Raw genomic sequence first — 14,822 nt, forward strand, 5'->3', positions numbered from 1 at the left:
TTCCTGCAGGATTTTAATCTTATCGTCATCCGAAAATTTTCTTCTTAAATTTAATCCCATTTTTTACCCCCCATTGACTTTAATTATAGTGTCTTATTTTATTCCAGTCAATTAGGGGGCTAATACACAACCGGCTTTTGCAAGCCTGCCATTTTAACGACGGGTGGTTGACTATTTTCCTCCGTTTTCGCTTTTATTTTTAATCTGTTTTACAAACCATGCCTTGCACCCGACCGTAAATATCGGAATGAGCCCCGATAAAACAAATATGAAAGCAAGTTTTATCGAAATAGCAAGAAGCTCCGGACGTATCATCTTATAAAAAAACAGCGAATAATAGGCTCTTAATTTAGGCATCCTCGGAAAAATATGAGGCAGATAAAATACCGATACAAAATAATGTCCGAGCGACACGAAGCCCGACAGTTCATAAAAAAAATAAAAGAGCATGGACCCGAAAAGTCCGACCATCAGAATGATGGATATGCGGCCGAGCAGAAGCGACATTATAATCCCCCCTGTCATTCTGCCGCTCCACATGCTTGCGAGCACGAGGCATAAAATTAAGTAGCCGGCAAGGGGCAAAAGCGAAATGCCTACGAGCAAAGTTTCAAATCCGAGTCCTACGGAATGACCTCTGAAATAATGAATATAAGTAGGTAAGAAAATAGCTATTACCGGAAACATAAACAGGGTGAAAAATAGTTCTATGGCGCCGTGTTTCATGCCGACGCTCATATATTTTATTTTATCCCTGTACGGGATCCTGTCCGGGTCGAGCGGAATGCCTTTGCTTTCGGCTACGCGCCATTTCTGCACTTCGGAAAGCACGTCTATCAAAGTGACGACGGGTTTTTTCTTTTCCCTTATAAGCGGCGGCTGCGAACCGCGGCCGTTAGGAACCGCAGAATATATATCCTCATTAGAACCTTCGTATTTCCATGAATCGTAAGCCATGCAACCCTCCGAAAAAATTTAATTTATAGATTAATAAAGCGGCAAGAATAGAAAGCGGCAGAAGCACCAAAACGAATTCAGCGAAGCTTCCGGCTTTTATGAGACGTAAGGCGAACCGCCTGCCTGACAACGGCCATAAAAGGAGTATTCCTTCGTAATTTAACGTATCCAGCGCAAAGTGCGACAGGACGCATAGGACAAAAACAAATATCATTCCCGGCGAAACTAAAAACCCGCCTCCCGAATAAAGTTCGGCTAGTTTAATTCCTATAATGCACAAAACTACAAAAAGAAACGTGTGCGTAATACCTCTGTGCTTCAGCATTACGCTCGTATCAGTCCTGCGTCCCATAATAAGGTCGATGTCTGGAAGAACGGAACCGGCAAGTCCCGCAAAAAAATAAAAAGGAAGGGTTTTATCGTAAGGAATATTGGCTAAATCGATATAAGCGGCGGAAACCAAAACCCCGCCGGCTAAATGCGTTATACGAATCATATATTAATATCTCTCCCTTGCTATTATTATTTTTTTTACGTTGATTTTTGCTTCCATATAAGACAGCCTGACGGTTTCGTGATACAGCACGTCGGCGCAGCGCCTGCAAAAAATCCGGCTAAGATATGGAACGCTATTTTCCGTCAAAAAAAACAGATTAAAGCTGAGTTCTCCCGACAGACGTTTATTGCAGTTATCGCAGACTATAAATGCTTCTGATTTGTAAAAATATTTCACGATAAAAGCATTCTCGCTGGCAGCCATGTTTTTTATAGATTCCATACCTATTATGCCTCCTATCTTTCAAGCAAAAAAGTTAAAGTGTTATACCAGTAACCGGATCCTCTGTAGCCGTTTACGACTTTAAAGAGACGTCCGTTTTTATATACGGCGAAACTCGGAGTAGCGTGAATGCCGAGTTCCTCTCCTTTTTTTATTTCGGATTCGATGTAGGATTTGTCGAGTCCGTTTTCGGCACAAGATTTTATCTTCGAATACCTATAATGCCCAACGTATTTATTTAAAAAAGAGAAATCGCCGGAACTGTCCCATTTTTTTTGATATTCGAACAGCTTAAACCTTACGAGGAGATACTCGTTTCCGGAACATCCGGCGTATTCGGCGGCCTTGAACGAGAGAGGGTGCAGGGCGATTAAAGGATAATCCCTGAAATCCCACTCTATATATCCTTTTTTGACGAAATTTTTATATATATAAGGAAAGGTTTTTAGTTCGAACTTGCGGCACCAGGGACACTCGTAGTCGGAGTATTCGACTATTTTTACGTTAGAGCCGGCATTGCCGAGAACGTAAGAATACGCTCTTGAAGACAGAACCGGCAAAAAAAATAAAAATGTTAAAAAAAATAAAATATTTTTCATATTTTAACTTTTAACACTTTTAAGAAATTATGTCAATACGTATTATAAAAAAAGTGATATAAATTATTTAAATGCTTCAAAATCACAGTTATTTAATTGAAAGATTGAAAAAATAAGGGATAAAAACTATAAAAGACAGCAAAGGCCATAAAAGCAAAAAAGAAAATATAAGCAACATCCAAATTGGAAGCTTTTTATTAAAATAACGTTCGATATAATTTCTTATAGTGCTTACCAGAATACCAATATTCCAAACAATCATCAATATAGAAATCCCGATAAGCGCAGATCCGCAATAAAAGTCTATAAACGGCCTGCGAAATAATCCAGGATGAATTACTGCGTAAAGACCAACATATCCTACGATACTAAATACTACAAGATTATTTAAAAAATTTGCGAAAGGTTCAAAAATAATTTTTCGCCATCTTTTTTCGCATTCTTCTTCCGACATGTTGCTCCCCAGAATAAATCTAACTAGTTATAGTTATAATAATGTATTTACAATATTTTATTATATTCCGTAAAGCTTTAATAACTTTTACACCTTACAATAGAATAAAATAAGTTAATTATATTAAAAACCGCTATATTCTTAAATATATGATTTTTTATTGCGGATGTAAAACTTAAATTTAGACTTAGTAATCAGGCATAATGTCAGTAAGCATATAGTCTTGCTGATTTTTTGTCCCGATTACGGACAATTCTGCCATTAATGCTTTATTTTGCATAGGTTTAAAAGGTATTTCTCATCTGAAATTTTTTTAGGAATTTTTAATTTTATTTTCAAAATCACGTTCTGCTTTCGCATTTTCTTTTTCGATTTTTGCATCCCTCGCTTTTCTGGCTGTAGATTCCATAAGTTATTGATACTATTTAAAATTATTTTTTTGATTTTATCATATTTTTTAAAAATATAAATTACAAAATTTAATGAAACTATACCATAATATAATAAAAATAACTTGACAAAAAATTTTGTAAGGTTTCATTATCTTTTGTAAAGTATCAATAACTTTTGGAACTTACATTTACGCAAAGGATAAGAAAAATAAGTTAAAAAATTATACCCTCCTTTTTTAACTTTATCATTGAGTTGAAACGATATATATTCAAATATTCCTGAACCAACCAACCCCTATGTAATAGGTATTAATCCATTTGGATATTTTTTTATAACTTTTTCTGCCCACAATCTAAACAAATCTTCCAATGAAATATCTTCGGTCGTATAATTATCGGCTATTTCATTAAAATAGACATCCCAATTTGCGACAAAAGAAGCTTGTCGTTCAATACCATCTTTTTGATAAAATATACAATCAATTCCTTCTCAAATTTGTCGATAGAAACTGTTAAATATCCATCAGTTTCCTTGAACAATTTTCTTGAGCGACTTATAAAAAGAACAGTTGAATATTATATAATTTGCTATCATTGCTATCAAAAAAATCAAGAAAGAATAAAAGGATAGTATTTTTAATATGCTATTGTCCGACAATTTTCCTACGCTTTGAATAATATTTATTAGAATTGAAAATATCAAAAAGAAACTGCTGTTCAATATCCAAAGATTAAAATATAAAAGTTTTTGAGCCGAACCGGTCTGTATATTTTTTATATCTTCCGAATTATATGCATCATCAGCATTTGTTAAATTTTTATTATCGCACCCGCATTTATTTACATAATAAAACTCGCTGCTGTACAAAGAGTTTGACGATGTATTGACCACAAAAAGGATCATAAATATAATCGCTTTAAGCCCTAAAAGAGCTGTATCATTTGATGCCGGAAGATTTAACAGTACACAAATAAATAAGAATCCAAATCCAAGAATAAAAATTAAAACCTGTAAAATTAAAAATCTTTTTGGTATTATTTCTGTTTTTAAATTCATATGTAATACATTTTAATATTCAAGAAATATTTATAAATACAGCTCTTATCTTCATTTATAAGTCTCTTAAAAAAATCATAGAAAGGCATTAATATTATTCTATATTTTTATAAAAAACTTATTAAATCTTATGCCTGAAACCCTCAGGGTCGATTTTTAGCATATTTAATTTTTTATAAATTGCCCTTGTACTAATGCCGAGGGATTTTGCTACTTTAGAAATATTTCCATTGAACTCTGTAAGTGTTTTTTCAAGAACGGATAACTCAGCAGCACTGGAGGCTTGCTTTTTTATCGTCCGTAATTTTAAATTCGCATAGTCGTTTATAGTTGGTTTATCTTCAGCTGTCATGGTGGATATAGATAAGTTAGATATTTTATCATCATTAGATAAGAGTAGCGACCGTTCTAATATATTTTCCAGTTCTCTAACGTTTCCAGGCCAATTATAGGCATATAATTGATTAATTGCTTCATGAGATAGAGCGGCTTTTACTCCATATTTTATTTCCAACTTGCCGAGAATATATTCCGATAAAGGCAAAATATCTTCTTGTCTCTGACGCAGAGGTGGTATATGAAAACTGATTACATTAATCCTGTAATAAAAATCTCGCCTGAACTTGTCAATTAATACGAGCTTTTCCAGATTTGCATTTGTGGCCGATATAATGCGCACATCGCATGATATTGAATGTTTTCCGCCAACTCTTTCAAATTCTTTTTCCTGAAGCACTCTTAATAACTTTACTTGCGTTGATAGAGGGAGCGAATCTATTTCGTCGAGAAAAAGCGTGCCGCCTTCGGTACGTTCGAAGTATCCATGATGCACCTCATACGCGCCGGTAAAAGCACCTCTCTCGTGACCAAACAGGGTGCTTTCCACCAAATTTTCCGGTATCGCCCCGCAATTTACTCCCGTAAAAGGTTTTTTCCAGCGGGGACTGAGCGAGTGTATTACTTTTGCCACAATTTCTTTACCTACACCGGTTTCGCCAACAATTAAAACCGTGGATGAACTGCTTGCGACCTTTTTTGCCATTTTCAAAATGTCTTTCATTTGGTGTGAATTTGCGATTATATCTGGAACTATTCTCTTTTCGTCTATATCCTCCAAAACACACCAGCCGTTTTCAATTATTTTATTTTTGTTTTGAAAATCCTGATTTTTACCATTGTTGTTAATCTGCCAGTCATATTCATCACCGATATAATTTATGCCGTCCGAACGGTTCATAAATATTTGTATGTCGCAGGTTGAATCTCCTGCCGCTATTCTTCTATTTAAGACGACTTTTGCGTAGCCAAAATTTCTTGCCACTATTCCCCCGAATACGCTTGAAGTCATTTTACATAATTCAGGGGTTTGTTTAACCGCATCACCGAAAGGGCAACGGGTATTTATAACCCTGATTGTTTCAGGCAAACTTGAAGTTCTGGAAAAATTACCGCCGATTTTATTTTTGATTTCAATTATCATTTCTGCGCATTTATCGCAATCGAGGATTCCGGTCAAATTAAACTCTTGTCTATATGCGGTTTCAAAACAACATGCTGCGTCAAGGCCTAATTGCTCTACCTTCCTGGTCGTATCAAGTTTACTATATTCCCGCGAGGATAAACCTAAGCTGATAAACGTCTGCAAAAAAGACAATGGATTTAAATTGGTATATATTTTTTCGACCATAAAATATTTTTTAATTAATATTAATAAAGATACTTTTAAAATTTTCTATATATTTTTCTAATTATATCATTTCTAAAATTAAATTTTTCCGAAAAATTTCCTCGAATAAAGTTCATTATTTGTTAGATTATATATTATTATACAGGAACCATCAAATGACGAAACGAAATATGAAATTATTTTTCCTATACGAACATTATATTCACTTTATATAAATCATCATTTTATTTGATAAATAAAACATAAATTTACTTATGATGGGAATTATATGTTCATTTGTACTATTTATATACATGCTTAATGTTAATAGTTTTAAGGAATAAATACTTTGGCACAATGTATGCATTATTTTATATCATAAGAGAAAAGCTTAATTAAGATTTTCTCAAACTTTAAATTATTAATTTAACCTAAAATCAAGGAGGCATTAAAATGTCAACACTTAAAGAAGATTTAGCTAACAGAGTTAAAGAATACGATTACTGGGCAAAACGCCGCCTGTACGGACCAGAGGGACATAACAACCGAAGTTTGTGGGTGCTTGCTTGCATGGATGAACGTTTGCCAGTCGATGAAGCGCTTGGGATTCTTACGGATAAGCCTGCAGGCGGGGGTGACGCACATTGTTTCCGAAATGCGGGAGGAATTGCGACAGACGATGCAATTCGCTCGGCTATGTTGACATGTAATTTTTTCGGCACTAAAGAAATAGTCATCGTAGAGCATACTCAATGTGGAATGTTATCTGCTAATGCTAACGATCTGGAAAAATTTTTTCGGGAAAAAGGTATTGATACGGATAATATTATGCTTGATCCGACGTTGCCTGAGTTGAAATTAGAAAAAGGAGCTTTTGCGAAATGGATCGGAATGATGGATGATGTAGATGAAACATGCATGAAGACAATAGAAACCTTTAGAAATCATCCGCTTATACCTAAAGATGTTACAATAAGCGGTTGGATATGGGAGGTCGAGACACGCCGCCTAAGGGCACCAATGCCTGGAGTCGCAGCCGAAAAGCGTACTTTGATTCCTGATGTTACATCAGCCTCGTTAAATGTCAAATCTAAACAACCGGCGCGATGGAAATAAGCTATTAACTTTTATAATCATTGAATATCGAATGCAATGCTTATTTTGCGAGAATATCAACGTCTATATTCTAAATATTTAATAATAATACATTAATTTAATGGTGTGTTTAAATGCCCACTTACGACTATAAATGTACGCAATGTTGTATGCAATTTGAAGCACTGCATTCGATTCACGAATGTGAACCTAAGTGTCCTGCGTGCGGAGGAACGGTTAAAAAGCTATTTTTATCCCCGCCCGCAGTGCACGGCTATATGGAACACGGCCGCGAACTTGCAATGCGTTCGTTGCGGCAAGAACATGGACGCGAAATACCCGACTAAGTTAATAGTACGGTTATTTAGCGTTACCTATGCCGAAAGCATTATTGCCGGAGACGCCTTTTTTAATATCGACAATAAATTGGCTACACGGAGGGAGGTCTAAATGCTAAAAGATATCAAATTTAAAGTAATACTGCTTTATTCTTTTATCGTATTATTATTTGTTTTTTCCGTGGGTATTTTATTTATCAGGCTTAACACAAATCCGATGTTTCTGGGTTTGGGAGCTTTGGCCATAGTTCTGGGCGCAAAACACGGTTTTGATGCCGACCATATTTCAGCTATAGATAACGCCACCCGCAAATTAATGAATGAGGGCAAAAAACCGGTAACGACTGGATTTTTCTTTTCTTTAGGACATTCCACATCGGTTATGATAATGGTTTTTTTGATAGCGTTGACAGGAAAAGAAGTGGATAAAATTATGCCTGTTCACTATACCAATATGTTAGGTATTTTAGGTACTGGATTTTCGGCTGGTTTTTTGTATTTATTGGGATTTATGAACTTGGTGATTCTTTTCGGTATTATAAAACTTGCAAAAAATTATAAAACTTGCAAAGATGAATTCGAGGATGAGCTTGCTAAAAGAGGTTTTATGAACAGGTATTTTAGAAAACTGTTTAATATAATAAAAAATACTTACAGAATGTATTTTGTCGGATTTTTATTCGGCTTGGGTTTTGACACAGGCACCGAGGCTGTAATACTTGGACTTGGCGGCACATTGGCTGCCGCAGGTCACCCATTAATAGATATTATGATACTTCCTGTGCTTTTTTCGACGACAATGATATTAATAGATACAACAGACGGGGTATTAATGGCGTTCGCGTATAACTGGGCTCTTATTAATCCGCTAAGAAAACTGAGGTATAATATAACTATGACTGCTTTATCTATTTTTTTAGCCTTTATTGTTGGAACGATAGAATGGATTCAGGTTGTGTCGGTGCAGGTGGGAAACAAAGCCGGTATTTTCGGATTAATAAATAACTTGTCTTTTTCGTTTATCGGCGGAATTATCGCTGTTTTATTCGTTGCAATATTTGGTACATCCGTTTTATTGAGTAAACTTGTCAAGATTAATATTGACTAAGGATAGATTAATGGACGTAGCCTAATTAAACAAAACAATAAGACTGCGGCAAGACAAAAATATATAGGATTTCAAGGCTTGTCTAACCGTCTTATACTGTCTTGCATATTTTTTAAATTTATAAATAAATTATCTTTTAGATTTTTTAAGACAAATTTAACTAAGTTGCCGATAAACCTGCCTATAAAAAATGAACCTATAAAAACTATAGCTAAAATAAGTATATCGTATATGAAGATAAAATTAATATGATTAAACATAAGCCCTTAACCTCCGCTTAATTATTTTTTATTTTTTTTAAAGCCTTTTTTAAAAAAATTTATAAAATTTTTAAAAAAAACTGTCACACGACTGTCACACAAAATATCCGAATGTATAGAATATATGGAAAATATCGCAATATATATAAAGCCGTCAAAGCGTTAATAAATCTATAAGTGAAGGTAGAAAGCCCATCTCGTTAATTTTAATGTTTTTCTTTGACACGGTAGGGGTCGGCGGTTCGAGACCGCCCGTGCCTACCAGATAAATAAAGACTTTTCCTGTAGGTTTGAAATAGTTAATTTTTAGACATCTTAAATCAACTAATGAATTACTCACAATTTAAAGTTTTATATATAGCGCACATATCTTCATCTTTAAATTTATCGTATCCTAAAATATAGGAGTTGTTTATTGCGGACGTTAAAGGAGAAAATGCTTTAAATTCTCCTGAAAGTTTAACCGCAAAATCTAAATCCTTTTGCATATGTTTATATGGAAAATTAGTTTCATAATTATTATCTATAATATTTTTCCCTTTAAGCTGAAACATCGGATTTGCAAATGCTCCGGAATTCACGATATCATAAACTGTATTTTCGTCTAATCCTATTTTTTTAGATAAACTTAATCCTTCGGCTAAAGCGCCCATTGTAATTCCCATAATCTGATTATTAATAATTTTTAAGTATGACGCCTTGGGAACGTCGCCGAGATAAATAACCTTCTTACCAATCATATTAAAATAAGCGGTTGAAAGGTCATAAGCCTTTTTATCTCCGGCGGCTAAAATTATAAGAGTCCCTTCTTTAGCGGGAATTTTGCTTCCGATGACCGGAGCTTCCAAAAAAAGAGACGACGGAGATTTTATCTTGATTTTTTTATAAAGCATAGCTGAATAATCAGGTTCTATGGTGCTCATATTTATTATTATTTTTTCGCCGTCTAAACCTTCCAGTAATCCGTCGTTGCCGTCTGTTATATTAGAGACGGCCTTCGAGTCAGATAGCATAAGCATTATAATGTCGCTTTTTTTTGCGACTTCCTTTGGCGAATCTAAAAATATTGCCCCTTTTTTTATATGCTCCTCAGCTTTTTCTTTAGTTCTGTTATAAACATTTAGCATAACGCCGTTTTTTAATAAATTTAATGCCATAAAATTTCCCATTATGCCTAATCCTATAAAACCTATTTTCATTGCTTTTTAACCTCCATTGCGTATTCCGTTCTAACTGGACGGCTTTTTCGTTTTTAACTGGGCAATTATCTCACAGTTAATCCTTATTATTTTTTTATATAATACTATTCATCTTTAGTCAATATATTATTGATAGATTGGTAAAATATTTGCAAATCAATTCTATAAAAATGCGTTATTATAAATTATTACAAATAATGTTCTTTTGTTCAAGCTATAAGAACCATCACCATGTTTAAAAACTTCAATTGGATTTTTTTTAAATACGATATAAATTTTTTATTTAATTCTATATTATTTGAAATTTTCTTTATTGTCGAATCATCTATTTCAAACAGACACGCTATTACAGTTTTTCTTCTCCAATCAGACCCACGTAAACGTCTCCTATAGGGCGAGCGTCATCGGGTATATTTGCGTTAATATTAAAGCAACTTAACGCTTCAAGTATTACGCTTTTGCCAGATTCGTTTTTACCTGCAAGAATGGTTATGTCGGAAGAAATATCGCAATATCCGCTGTCTTTAATAGATTTGTAATTTAAAATTTTAAATCCTTTTAGTTTCATTCCGATGCTCTGTGTTTAAATATTTTTAAGTTTTTTTAATTCTGTCAAATTATAATTTATCCACTTTTCCGCTTCTTCCTCGTTTTTTTCGATTGCAATCTCAACCCCTCGTTTAGCAATTTCAAGCAACGATTTAGACTGTTTTCTATAAAAAAACGATTGTTCAATGAGTTCTTTAATTTCTTTTTGTTTAGCATTTTCTAATATCGGAATTATTGTTAATTTCACTTGATCAGGTCTCCAATGGTTTATAACGGAACCGCCTACATCGCGTTCAATTTGCTTCTGCACGATAACAGAATTTAAAGCAAGTGTTAAATATTCCGGTAAAATTTTTTGACTTAATATTTTTAATCTCAAAATGCCGCCGGAAACAATCATCTGCTTTGGTTCTTCGTTTAAATAATAAGCTATGCCGGGGGTCGCGTCTTTAGATAATAATATTTCGTCTTTTTTAGGTTGATAAATTTTCAATTCATCGTATAATTTTTCTGAAATAAATTGTTGATTATTATCAGAAAGTTCAAATTTCGAAAGATTGCTCACGCGGACAAACGGAATTCCATTTTCTTGATATGCTTCGCTTCCCGGCTCTATGCTCTTTTTTATTTGCACTAAATTTCCCAACTCATCAAAACCGTCTTTATATTTCCTGACCGATTCCATAATTTCCTCATATTTTGGTTGAAAATACTCTGCATCGAACCGCTCTGCTTGTTGTGTGGCGGAAAAATTTTTTATAAAAGCAAGTTCTTGTTTTGGCTTCCAGTTTAAAAGTTCAAGTTCGGAAAGAAGAAGTTGCTCGGCTTGAGAATAAAATTCATTTGATTCTTTTCTATTTAATTTTGTAACAACAATAATTTTTTTAACTAAATTTTGAAAATTTTCACTGAATAACGGCACTGGTATTTCTCTTATTCTTGACATGGCAACCGTAGGTTGAGCTGAAAGGGTTTTTTCACGCTCAAGTAAAAGTTGGCCAGCTTCAGAGTTTAAAAAAGTGGATAAATAAAATGGATTAATATTATTATTTTTTGCCCGAAGAAGACAGATATTTGGACCAAGTTGCAAGTTGTCTTCTTCTAAAACTAAAGATCGTCTATATTCGCCTGTATAAGATAAGACAATATCATTTTTTTGTAATTTTGATCTACCCAAAAATTCATCAGATATTTTTTTATCAATCTTTAAAAAATCATTTAATATTAAATCTTCATTTTGAATGTTTTTGCTTGTCAAGACTGTATAAAAACTATCTGAGTTCATATTTTGAAAGGTAAAATATTTTGTGTACTCAAAACCAGCTAATTTCGTAACTCTAAAACTATTCTTAATCCTTGTATATCTTTTGTTTTTTATGTTTTTATAAAGAGTATAAGATTTAGGACGAAAATAATCAGCATCAAATCTAAATATATCATTATCAATTAAAAGTTCTTTAAATGTAATAATTGAGCATTGCATATATTAAAATGGTTTATTTAGATTATATTGTCTTTCTTTGATATATTTTATAAAGTCTTTTCCCTTTTTGGTTATTCTATAATTATTTAAATCTGCTAATTCTAATAATTGTGAACTGGTTAAAAAAGATAAATATTGTGAAATGTCAATATTATTTAAAAAAGGATGTTGTTTGTTTTGTGTCTCTCTATAATATCTATTTATTTGATCAAAGCTAATTATAGCATTTGAAACATTTAAATAATCTAAGATGAATATTTGGCTGCCATAAATAACATTGTAAATTCGCTCAAAATCAAGCTCAATTTCCTTATTGGCTAATTGTTCTTTTAATGTATTTACATTATCGCTAAAATTCTTTATAATATCTTCTTTGGATTGCTCATAAACTTCTTCAATTTTTTTTATATCCACTTTATTATATAATATTTCTTGGTTCGGTGGTTGTTTATCTCGTTTAGCCTTGTTTCCAAAAATATATAACTCGTTTAATTCATCTATTAGTTTACCAATGTTATCCTTAAACAATAGGATTACAAATACAGTAACTAATGGCCACCAAGATATTTTTAAAAAATAAATAATTTTACTTACATATTTAAAATTCCAATAATATAATAAAAAAATTGGCAGACTTATAAAAATTAAAAAATATATTAATTTAAATACAATTTTTAATATTGGTGTAATCGAGTAAAATACATAGCTAATATTCGATAGCTTTTTTTTAATATTATTTTTTAACATTTTCAATTTATTAAAATAAAAATTTCTATTAATATTATTAACTAGTTTTCCCAAAAGGATAAATTCTCCGATATTGCCCATTCTATAAACTTTTCTGCAACGCCGTCCGGCAATTCGCCGTTATGATTGTGTAGGTCGTGGTCTATAATAAGATGTCCGTTTTTATCTAATTTCGGCTGACCGTTGCCGTTCTTTATAAAAACATATTCCCCTGAATTGTCTTTACCAGATTTTTCCGAAACAGCAAAGAAAATCGGGTAGTCTTCTACTTTCGGGCAGAGAGGACCGGCTTTAGGGTCGTCGTTCTATTTTTGAACAAATAAAACACTTGTTTTTGTTCCCGTATGCGGTTTAAAAGTGTTTACATGCAATCCAACTACCGCCAAAATGCGGCATTTTTCGGCTATATACTCGCGAATCTGCTTATCCGATGTATTGTTAAAACGACCCTGAGGTAAAACTACCGCCATTCTCCCGCCGGGTTTTAAGAAGTTAATGTTTCTTTCAATAAATAAGATATCTCTGCCGACTTTTGATTTTGGTTTATTTTTTTCGTTATATCCGAGTTCGTATTTATGAATTATTCGGGATTCTTTAATATCCCCTGCAAAAGGCGGATTAGCCATAAGAATGTCGAAATTAAATTCTTTATATGAAGATGTATCTTTTCGCAACTTTTCAAGCCTTTTAAGCCCTGCTCCATATATATCGTACCATTCCCTAATCTTGACGGTTTCGTTCCATCGTTCATAGTCAAGGTCGTTTAAATGTAAAACGTTAGTATTTCCGTCTCCCGCTATTAGATTTAAGGTTCGGGCTACCCTAACTACCTTTTCGTCAAAGTCTATCCCAAAAATTTTCAATACATTTTCTTTCTCTTCTTCAGGAATATCGGCATTTTTAAAAAGATGACCAGTTATGTGAAATATAGTATGCACTGGAAACCCGCAAGAACCAGCGGCGGTATCCACCATATATTCGCCAGGTTTAGGATTAAGCATTTTAACGCACATATCTATGACATGGCGGGGCGTAAAATATTGCCCTTTTTCCCCTTTTGCCGATTTACTGACTAAATATTCAAAGGCTTCGTCAATAATCTGTAAATTAGAATTAAAAAGTTTGATGTCCTGCAAGCTGGAAATACAGATAGACAGATGAGACGGGGAAAGCTGAATTTGGCTCGTCTCGTCAAAAACACCTGGCCATTTAAGCTTAGCTTCGTCAAATAGCTTTTGAATTTTCTTTTTCAGTTCCGATTCGGATTGGCCTGTATTTCTAAATTCAAGCACTCTCGAATTAGTATCATCGTATTCTTTTAAAATTTCTTTTACTTTATTATAATCTCCGAGGTCTTCTTCGCTTAAGCGATCTTCAAGATAAAACTCAATGCGCATTTTATCTTTTTTACTTTGTAATTCGTCATATAGTTTTGTAAAAATAAGTTTAAAGACTTCTTCAAAAACATCCACGCCGGCATTTGCCAAGACTTCGTCTTCCATTTCCTGAATAATAAACTTAAGGGATTTTCCTTCATTGGGAATTTTGTCTTTGATAATCAAATCTTTAAGAGTGAATCTTTCTTTTAGAATATCCTCAAGCGTTTGGTCTGCTTTTGGAATATCGGTAATGTCATTAAAATAATTTGGGTCTTTACGGTTATAACGCGAAATCTCGCCACCGTTTGTCCAGACGGCAATAGGCGCTCCGGTCGCGTTGGTATATGAACGGAGCTGATTTTTTCCGTCTTGAAGTTTTGGTTTCTTTATTTCTACAATGATATATTCAACGGTCGGACGGTCTTTATCAAAAATAACAATATCGGCTGATTTTACTTCCCTGCCAAAATGTATTGGATGTTCAAGTACTATTCTATTTTTAGGATAGCCGTATTCTCTAATAAGTTTCATTAAATAAAGTTGACGGACAACTTCTTCGGGCTTTAAAACGATTTCTTTATCGCGTATTAGGCAAGTTACATAAGGCTTACCGTCTTTTATTGTTATTTTCTTTTCAAGTTCCTCTATATAGGATTTCTCAAATAATGAGAAACTGTAATTAGAATCTTTAATGATGTTTAGAATTTTATTCATAGTTTTTAATTTATTATATCTATAGGCTAATTTATAGTAAATTCTCT

Annotated in this window: 16 protein-coding genes and 1 pseudogene; 3 read left to right on the top strand and 14 right to left on the bottom strand. The window is 33.3% G+C overall.

All coding sequences use genetic code 11. The features are described from left to right. Window positions 1-171: 171 nt before the first annotated feature. From EVJ48_02670 to EVJ48_02700, 7 genes are all read right to left on the bottom strand, one after another. Window positions 172-957 (bottom strand): hypothetical protein, encoded by a 786-nt coding sequence (locus EVJ48_02670; protein ID RZV39843.1) that lies wholly within the window; start codon window positions 955-957, stop codon window positions 172-174. Further along, window positions 923-1,453 carry a metal-dependent hydrolase gene (locus tag EVJ48_02675; GenBank protein ID RZV39844.1) on the bottom strand — a complete coding sequence of 177 codons (531 nt, stop codon included), beginning with the start codon at window positions 1,451-1,453 and terminating at the stop codon, window positions 923-925. Before EVJ48_02675 ends, EVJ48_02670 begins: the two co-directional genes overlap by 35 nt. A gap of 3 nt (window positions 1,454-1,456) precedes the next feature. Further along, on the bottom strand, window positions 1,457-1,735 hold the full coding sequence (locus EVJ48_02680; GenBank protein RZV39845.1) for a hypothetical protein: 279 nt from the start codon (window positions 1,733-1,735) through the stop codon (window positions 1,457-1,459). 14 nt (window positions 1,736-1,749) lie between these two features. Beyond that, a complete protein-coding gene (locus tag EVJ48_02685) occupies window positions 1,750-2,334 on the bottom strand; it encodes a DsbA family protein (protein ID RZV39846.1) in 585 nt (194 codons plus the stop codon). Between the two features lie 88 nt (window positions 2,335-2,422). Then, window positions 2,423-2,788, bottom strand: a complete 366-nt coding sequence (locus EVJ48_02690; protein ID RZV39847.1) for a hypothetical protein — start codon at window positions 2,786-2,788, stop codon at window positions 2,423-2,425. Window positions 2,789-3,703: 915 nt separating this feature from the next. Continuing rightward, window positions 3,704-4,237, bottom strand: a complete 534-nt coding sequence (locus EVJ48_02695) for a hypothetical protein (protein ID RZV39848.1) — start codon at window positions 4,235-4,237, stop codon at window positions 3,704-3,706. Window positions 4,238-4,358: 121 nt separating this feature from the next. After that, a complete protein-coding gene (locus EVJ48_02700) occupies window positions 4,359-5,924 on the bottom strand; it encodes a sigma-54-dependent Fis family transcriptional regulator (GenBank protein ID RZV39849.1) in 1,566 nt (521 codons plus the stop codon). 432 nt (window positions 5,925-6,356) lie between these two features. On the opposite strand from EVJ48_02700, the gene EVJ48_02705 reads away from it, so the two are divergent. The 3 genes from EVJ48_02705 (at window position 6,357) to EVJ48_02715 (ending at window position 8,444) form a co-directional block, all read left to right on the top strand. After that, on the top strand, window positions 6,357-7,019 hold the full coding sequence (locus EVJ48_02705; protein ID RZV39850.1) for a carbonic anhydrase: 663 nt from the start codon (window positions 6,357-6,359) through the stop codon (window positions 7,017-7,019). A 113-nt stretch (window positions 7,020-7,132) separates the two neighbouring features. Beyond that, complete coding sequence (locus EVJ48_02710) at window positions 7,133-7,345, top strand: zinc ribbon domain-containing protein (protein RZV39851.1); 213 nt, start codon at window positions 7,133-7,135, stop codon at window positions 7,343-7,345. A 103-nt stretch (window positions 7,346-7,448) separates the two neighbouring features. Next, the gene (locus EVJ48_02715) at window positions 7,449-8,444 is read left to right on the top strand and encodes a HoxN/HupN/NixA family nickel/cobalt transporter (protein RZV39852.1); all 996 of its coding nucleotides are present in this window, start codon (window positions 7,449-7,451) and stop codon (window positions 8,442-8,444) included. Between the two features lie 71 nt (window positions 8,445-8,515). On the opposite strand, the gene EVJ48_02720 is transcribed toward EVJ48_02715, so the two are convergent. The 7 genes and pseudogenes from EVJ48_02720 to EVJ48_02750 all read right to left on the bottom strand — a co-directional run bounded on the left by EVJ48_02720 (window position 8,516) and on the right by EVJ48_02750 (window position 14,775). Next, complete coding sequence (locus tag EVJ48_02720) at window positions 8,516-8,704, bottom strand: hypothetical protein (protein ID RZV39853.1); 189 nt, start codon at window positions 8,702-8,704, stop codon at window positions 8,516-8,518. 154 nt (window positions 8,705-8,858) lie between these two features. Beyond that, complete coding sequence (locus EVJ48_02725) at window positions 8,859-9,044, bottom strand: hypothetical protein (GenBank protein RZV39854.1); 186 nt, start codon at window positions 9,042-9,044, stop codon at window positions 8,859-8,861. After that, window positions 9,037-9,903: an NAD(P)-dependent oxidoreductase gene (locus EVJ48_02730; GenBank protein ID RZV39855.1), complete on the bottom strand. Its 867-nt coding sequence runs from the start codon at window positions 9,901-9,903 to the stop codon at window positions 9,037-9,039. Before EVJ48_02730 ends, EVJ48_02725 begins: the two co-directional genes overlap by 8 nt. Before the next feature lie 346 nt (window positions 9,904-10,249). Continuing rightward, on the bottom strand, window positions 10,250-10,471 hold the full coding sequence (locus tag EVJ48_02735; protein RZV39856.1) for a hypothetical protein: 222 nt from the start codon (window positions 10,469-10,471) through the stop codon (window positions 10,250-10,252). 15 nt (window positions 10,472-10,486) lie between these two features. Next, a complete protein-coding gene (locus EVJ48_02740) occupies window positions 10,487-11,935 on the bottom strand; it encodes a restriction endonuclease subunit S (GenBank protein ID RZV39857.1) in 1,449 nt (482 codons plus the stop codon). A 3-nt stretch (window positions 11,936-11,938) separates the two neighbouring features. Further along, a complete protein-coding gene (locus tag EVJ48_02745; GenBank protein ID RZV39858.1) occupies window positions 11,939-12,736 on the bottom strand; it encodes a hypothetical protein in 798 nt (265 codons plus the stop codon). Then, window positions 12,724-14,775 (bottom strand): annotated as a pseudogene (locus EVJ48_02750) (SAM-dependent methyltransferase). Before EVJ48_02750 ends, EVJ48_02745 begins: the two are co-directional and overlap by 13 nt. Window positions 14,776-14,822: the final 47 nt, after the last annotated feature.

The sequence above is a fragment of the Candidatus Acidulodesulfobacterium acidiphilum genome, assembly GCA_008534395.1.
In the GTDB taxonomy this organism is placed as follows: Bacteria; SZUA-79; SZUA-79; order Acidulodesulfobacterales; family Acidulodesulfobacteraceae; genus Acidulodesulfobacterium_A; species Acidulodesulfobacterium_A acidiphilum.

What these genes read in the sequence shown, in the direction of transcription:
- EVJ48_02670 (RZV39843.1), bottom strand. Translation starts at nt 957, where the DNA reads ATGGCTTACGATTCATGGAAATACGAAGGTTCTAATGAGGATATATAT.
- EVJ48_02675 (RZV39844.1), bottom strand. Translation starts at nt 1,453, where the DNA reads ATGATTCGTATAACGCATTTAGCCGGCGGGGTTTTGGTTTCCGCCGCT.
- EVJ48_02680 (RZV39845.1), bottom strand. Translation starts at nt 1,735, where the DNA reads ATGGAATCTATAAAAAACATGGCTGCCAGCGAGAATGCTTTTATCGTG.
- EVJ48_02685 (RZV39846.1), bottom strand. Translation starts at nt 2,334, where the DNA reads ATGAAAAATATTTTATTTTTTTTAACATTTTTATTTTTTTTGCCGGTT.
- EVJ48_02690 (RZV39847.1), bottom strand. Translation starts at nt 2,788, where the DNA reads ATGTCGGAAGAAGAATGCGAAAAAAGATGGCGAAAAATTATTTTTGAA.
- EVJ48_02695 (RZV39848.1), bottom strand. Translation starts at nt 4,237, where the DNA reads ATGAATTTAAAAACAGAAATAATACCAAAAAGATTTTTAATTTTACAG.
- EVJ48_02700 (RZV39849.1), bottom strand. Translation starts at nt 5,924, where the DNA reads ATGGTCGAAAAAATATATACCAATTTAAATCCATTGTCTTTTTTGCAG.
- EVJ48_02705 (RZV39850.1), top strand. Translation starts at nt 6,357, where the DNA reads ATGTCAACACTTAAAGAAGATTTAGCTAACAGAGTTAAAGAATACGAT.
- EVJ48_02710 (RZV39851.1), top strand. Translation starts at nt 7,133, where the DNA reads ATGCCCACTTACGACTATAAATGTACGCAATGTTGTATGCAATTTGAA.
- EVJ48_02715 (RZV39852.1), top strand. Translation starts at nt 7,449, where the DNA reads ATGCTAAAAGATATCAAATTTAAAGTAATACTGCTTTATTCTTTTATC.
- EVJ48_02720 (RZV39853.1), bottom strand. Translation starts at nt 8,704, where the DNA reads ATGTTTAATCATATTAATTTTATCTTCATATACGATATACTTATTTTA.
- EVJ48_02730 (RZV39855.1), bottom strand. Translation starts at nt 9,903, where the DNA reads ATGAAAATAGGTTTTATAGGATTAGGCATAATGGGAAATTTTATGGCA.
- EVJ48_02735 (RZV39856.1), bottom strand. Translation starts at nt 10,471, where the DNA reads ATGAAACTAAAAGGATTTAAAATTTTAAATTACAAATCTATTAAAGAC.
- EVJ48_02740 (RZV39857.1), bottom strand. Translation starts at nt 11,935, where the DNA reads ATGCAATGCTCAATTATTACATTTAAAGAACTTTTAATTGATAATGAT.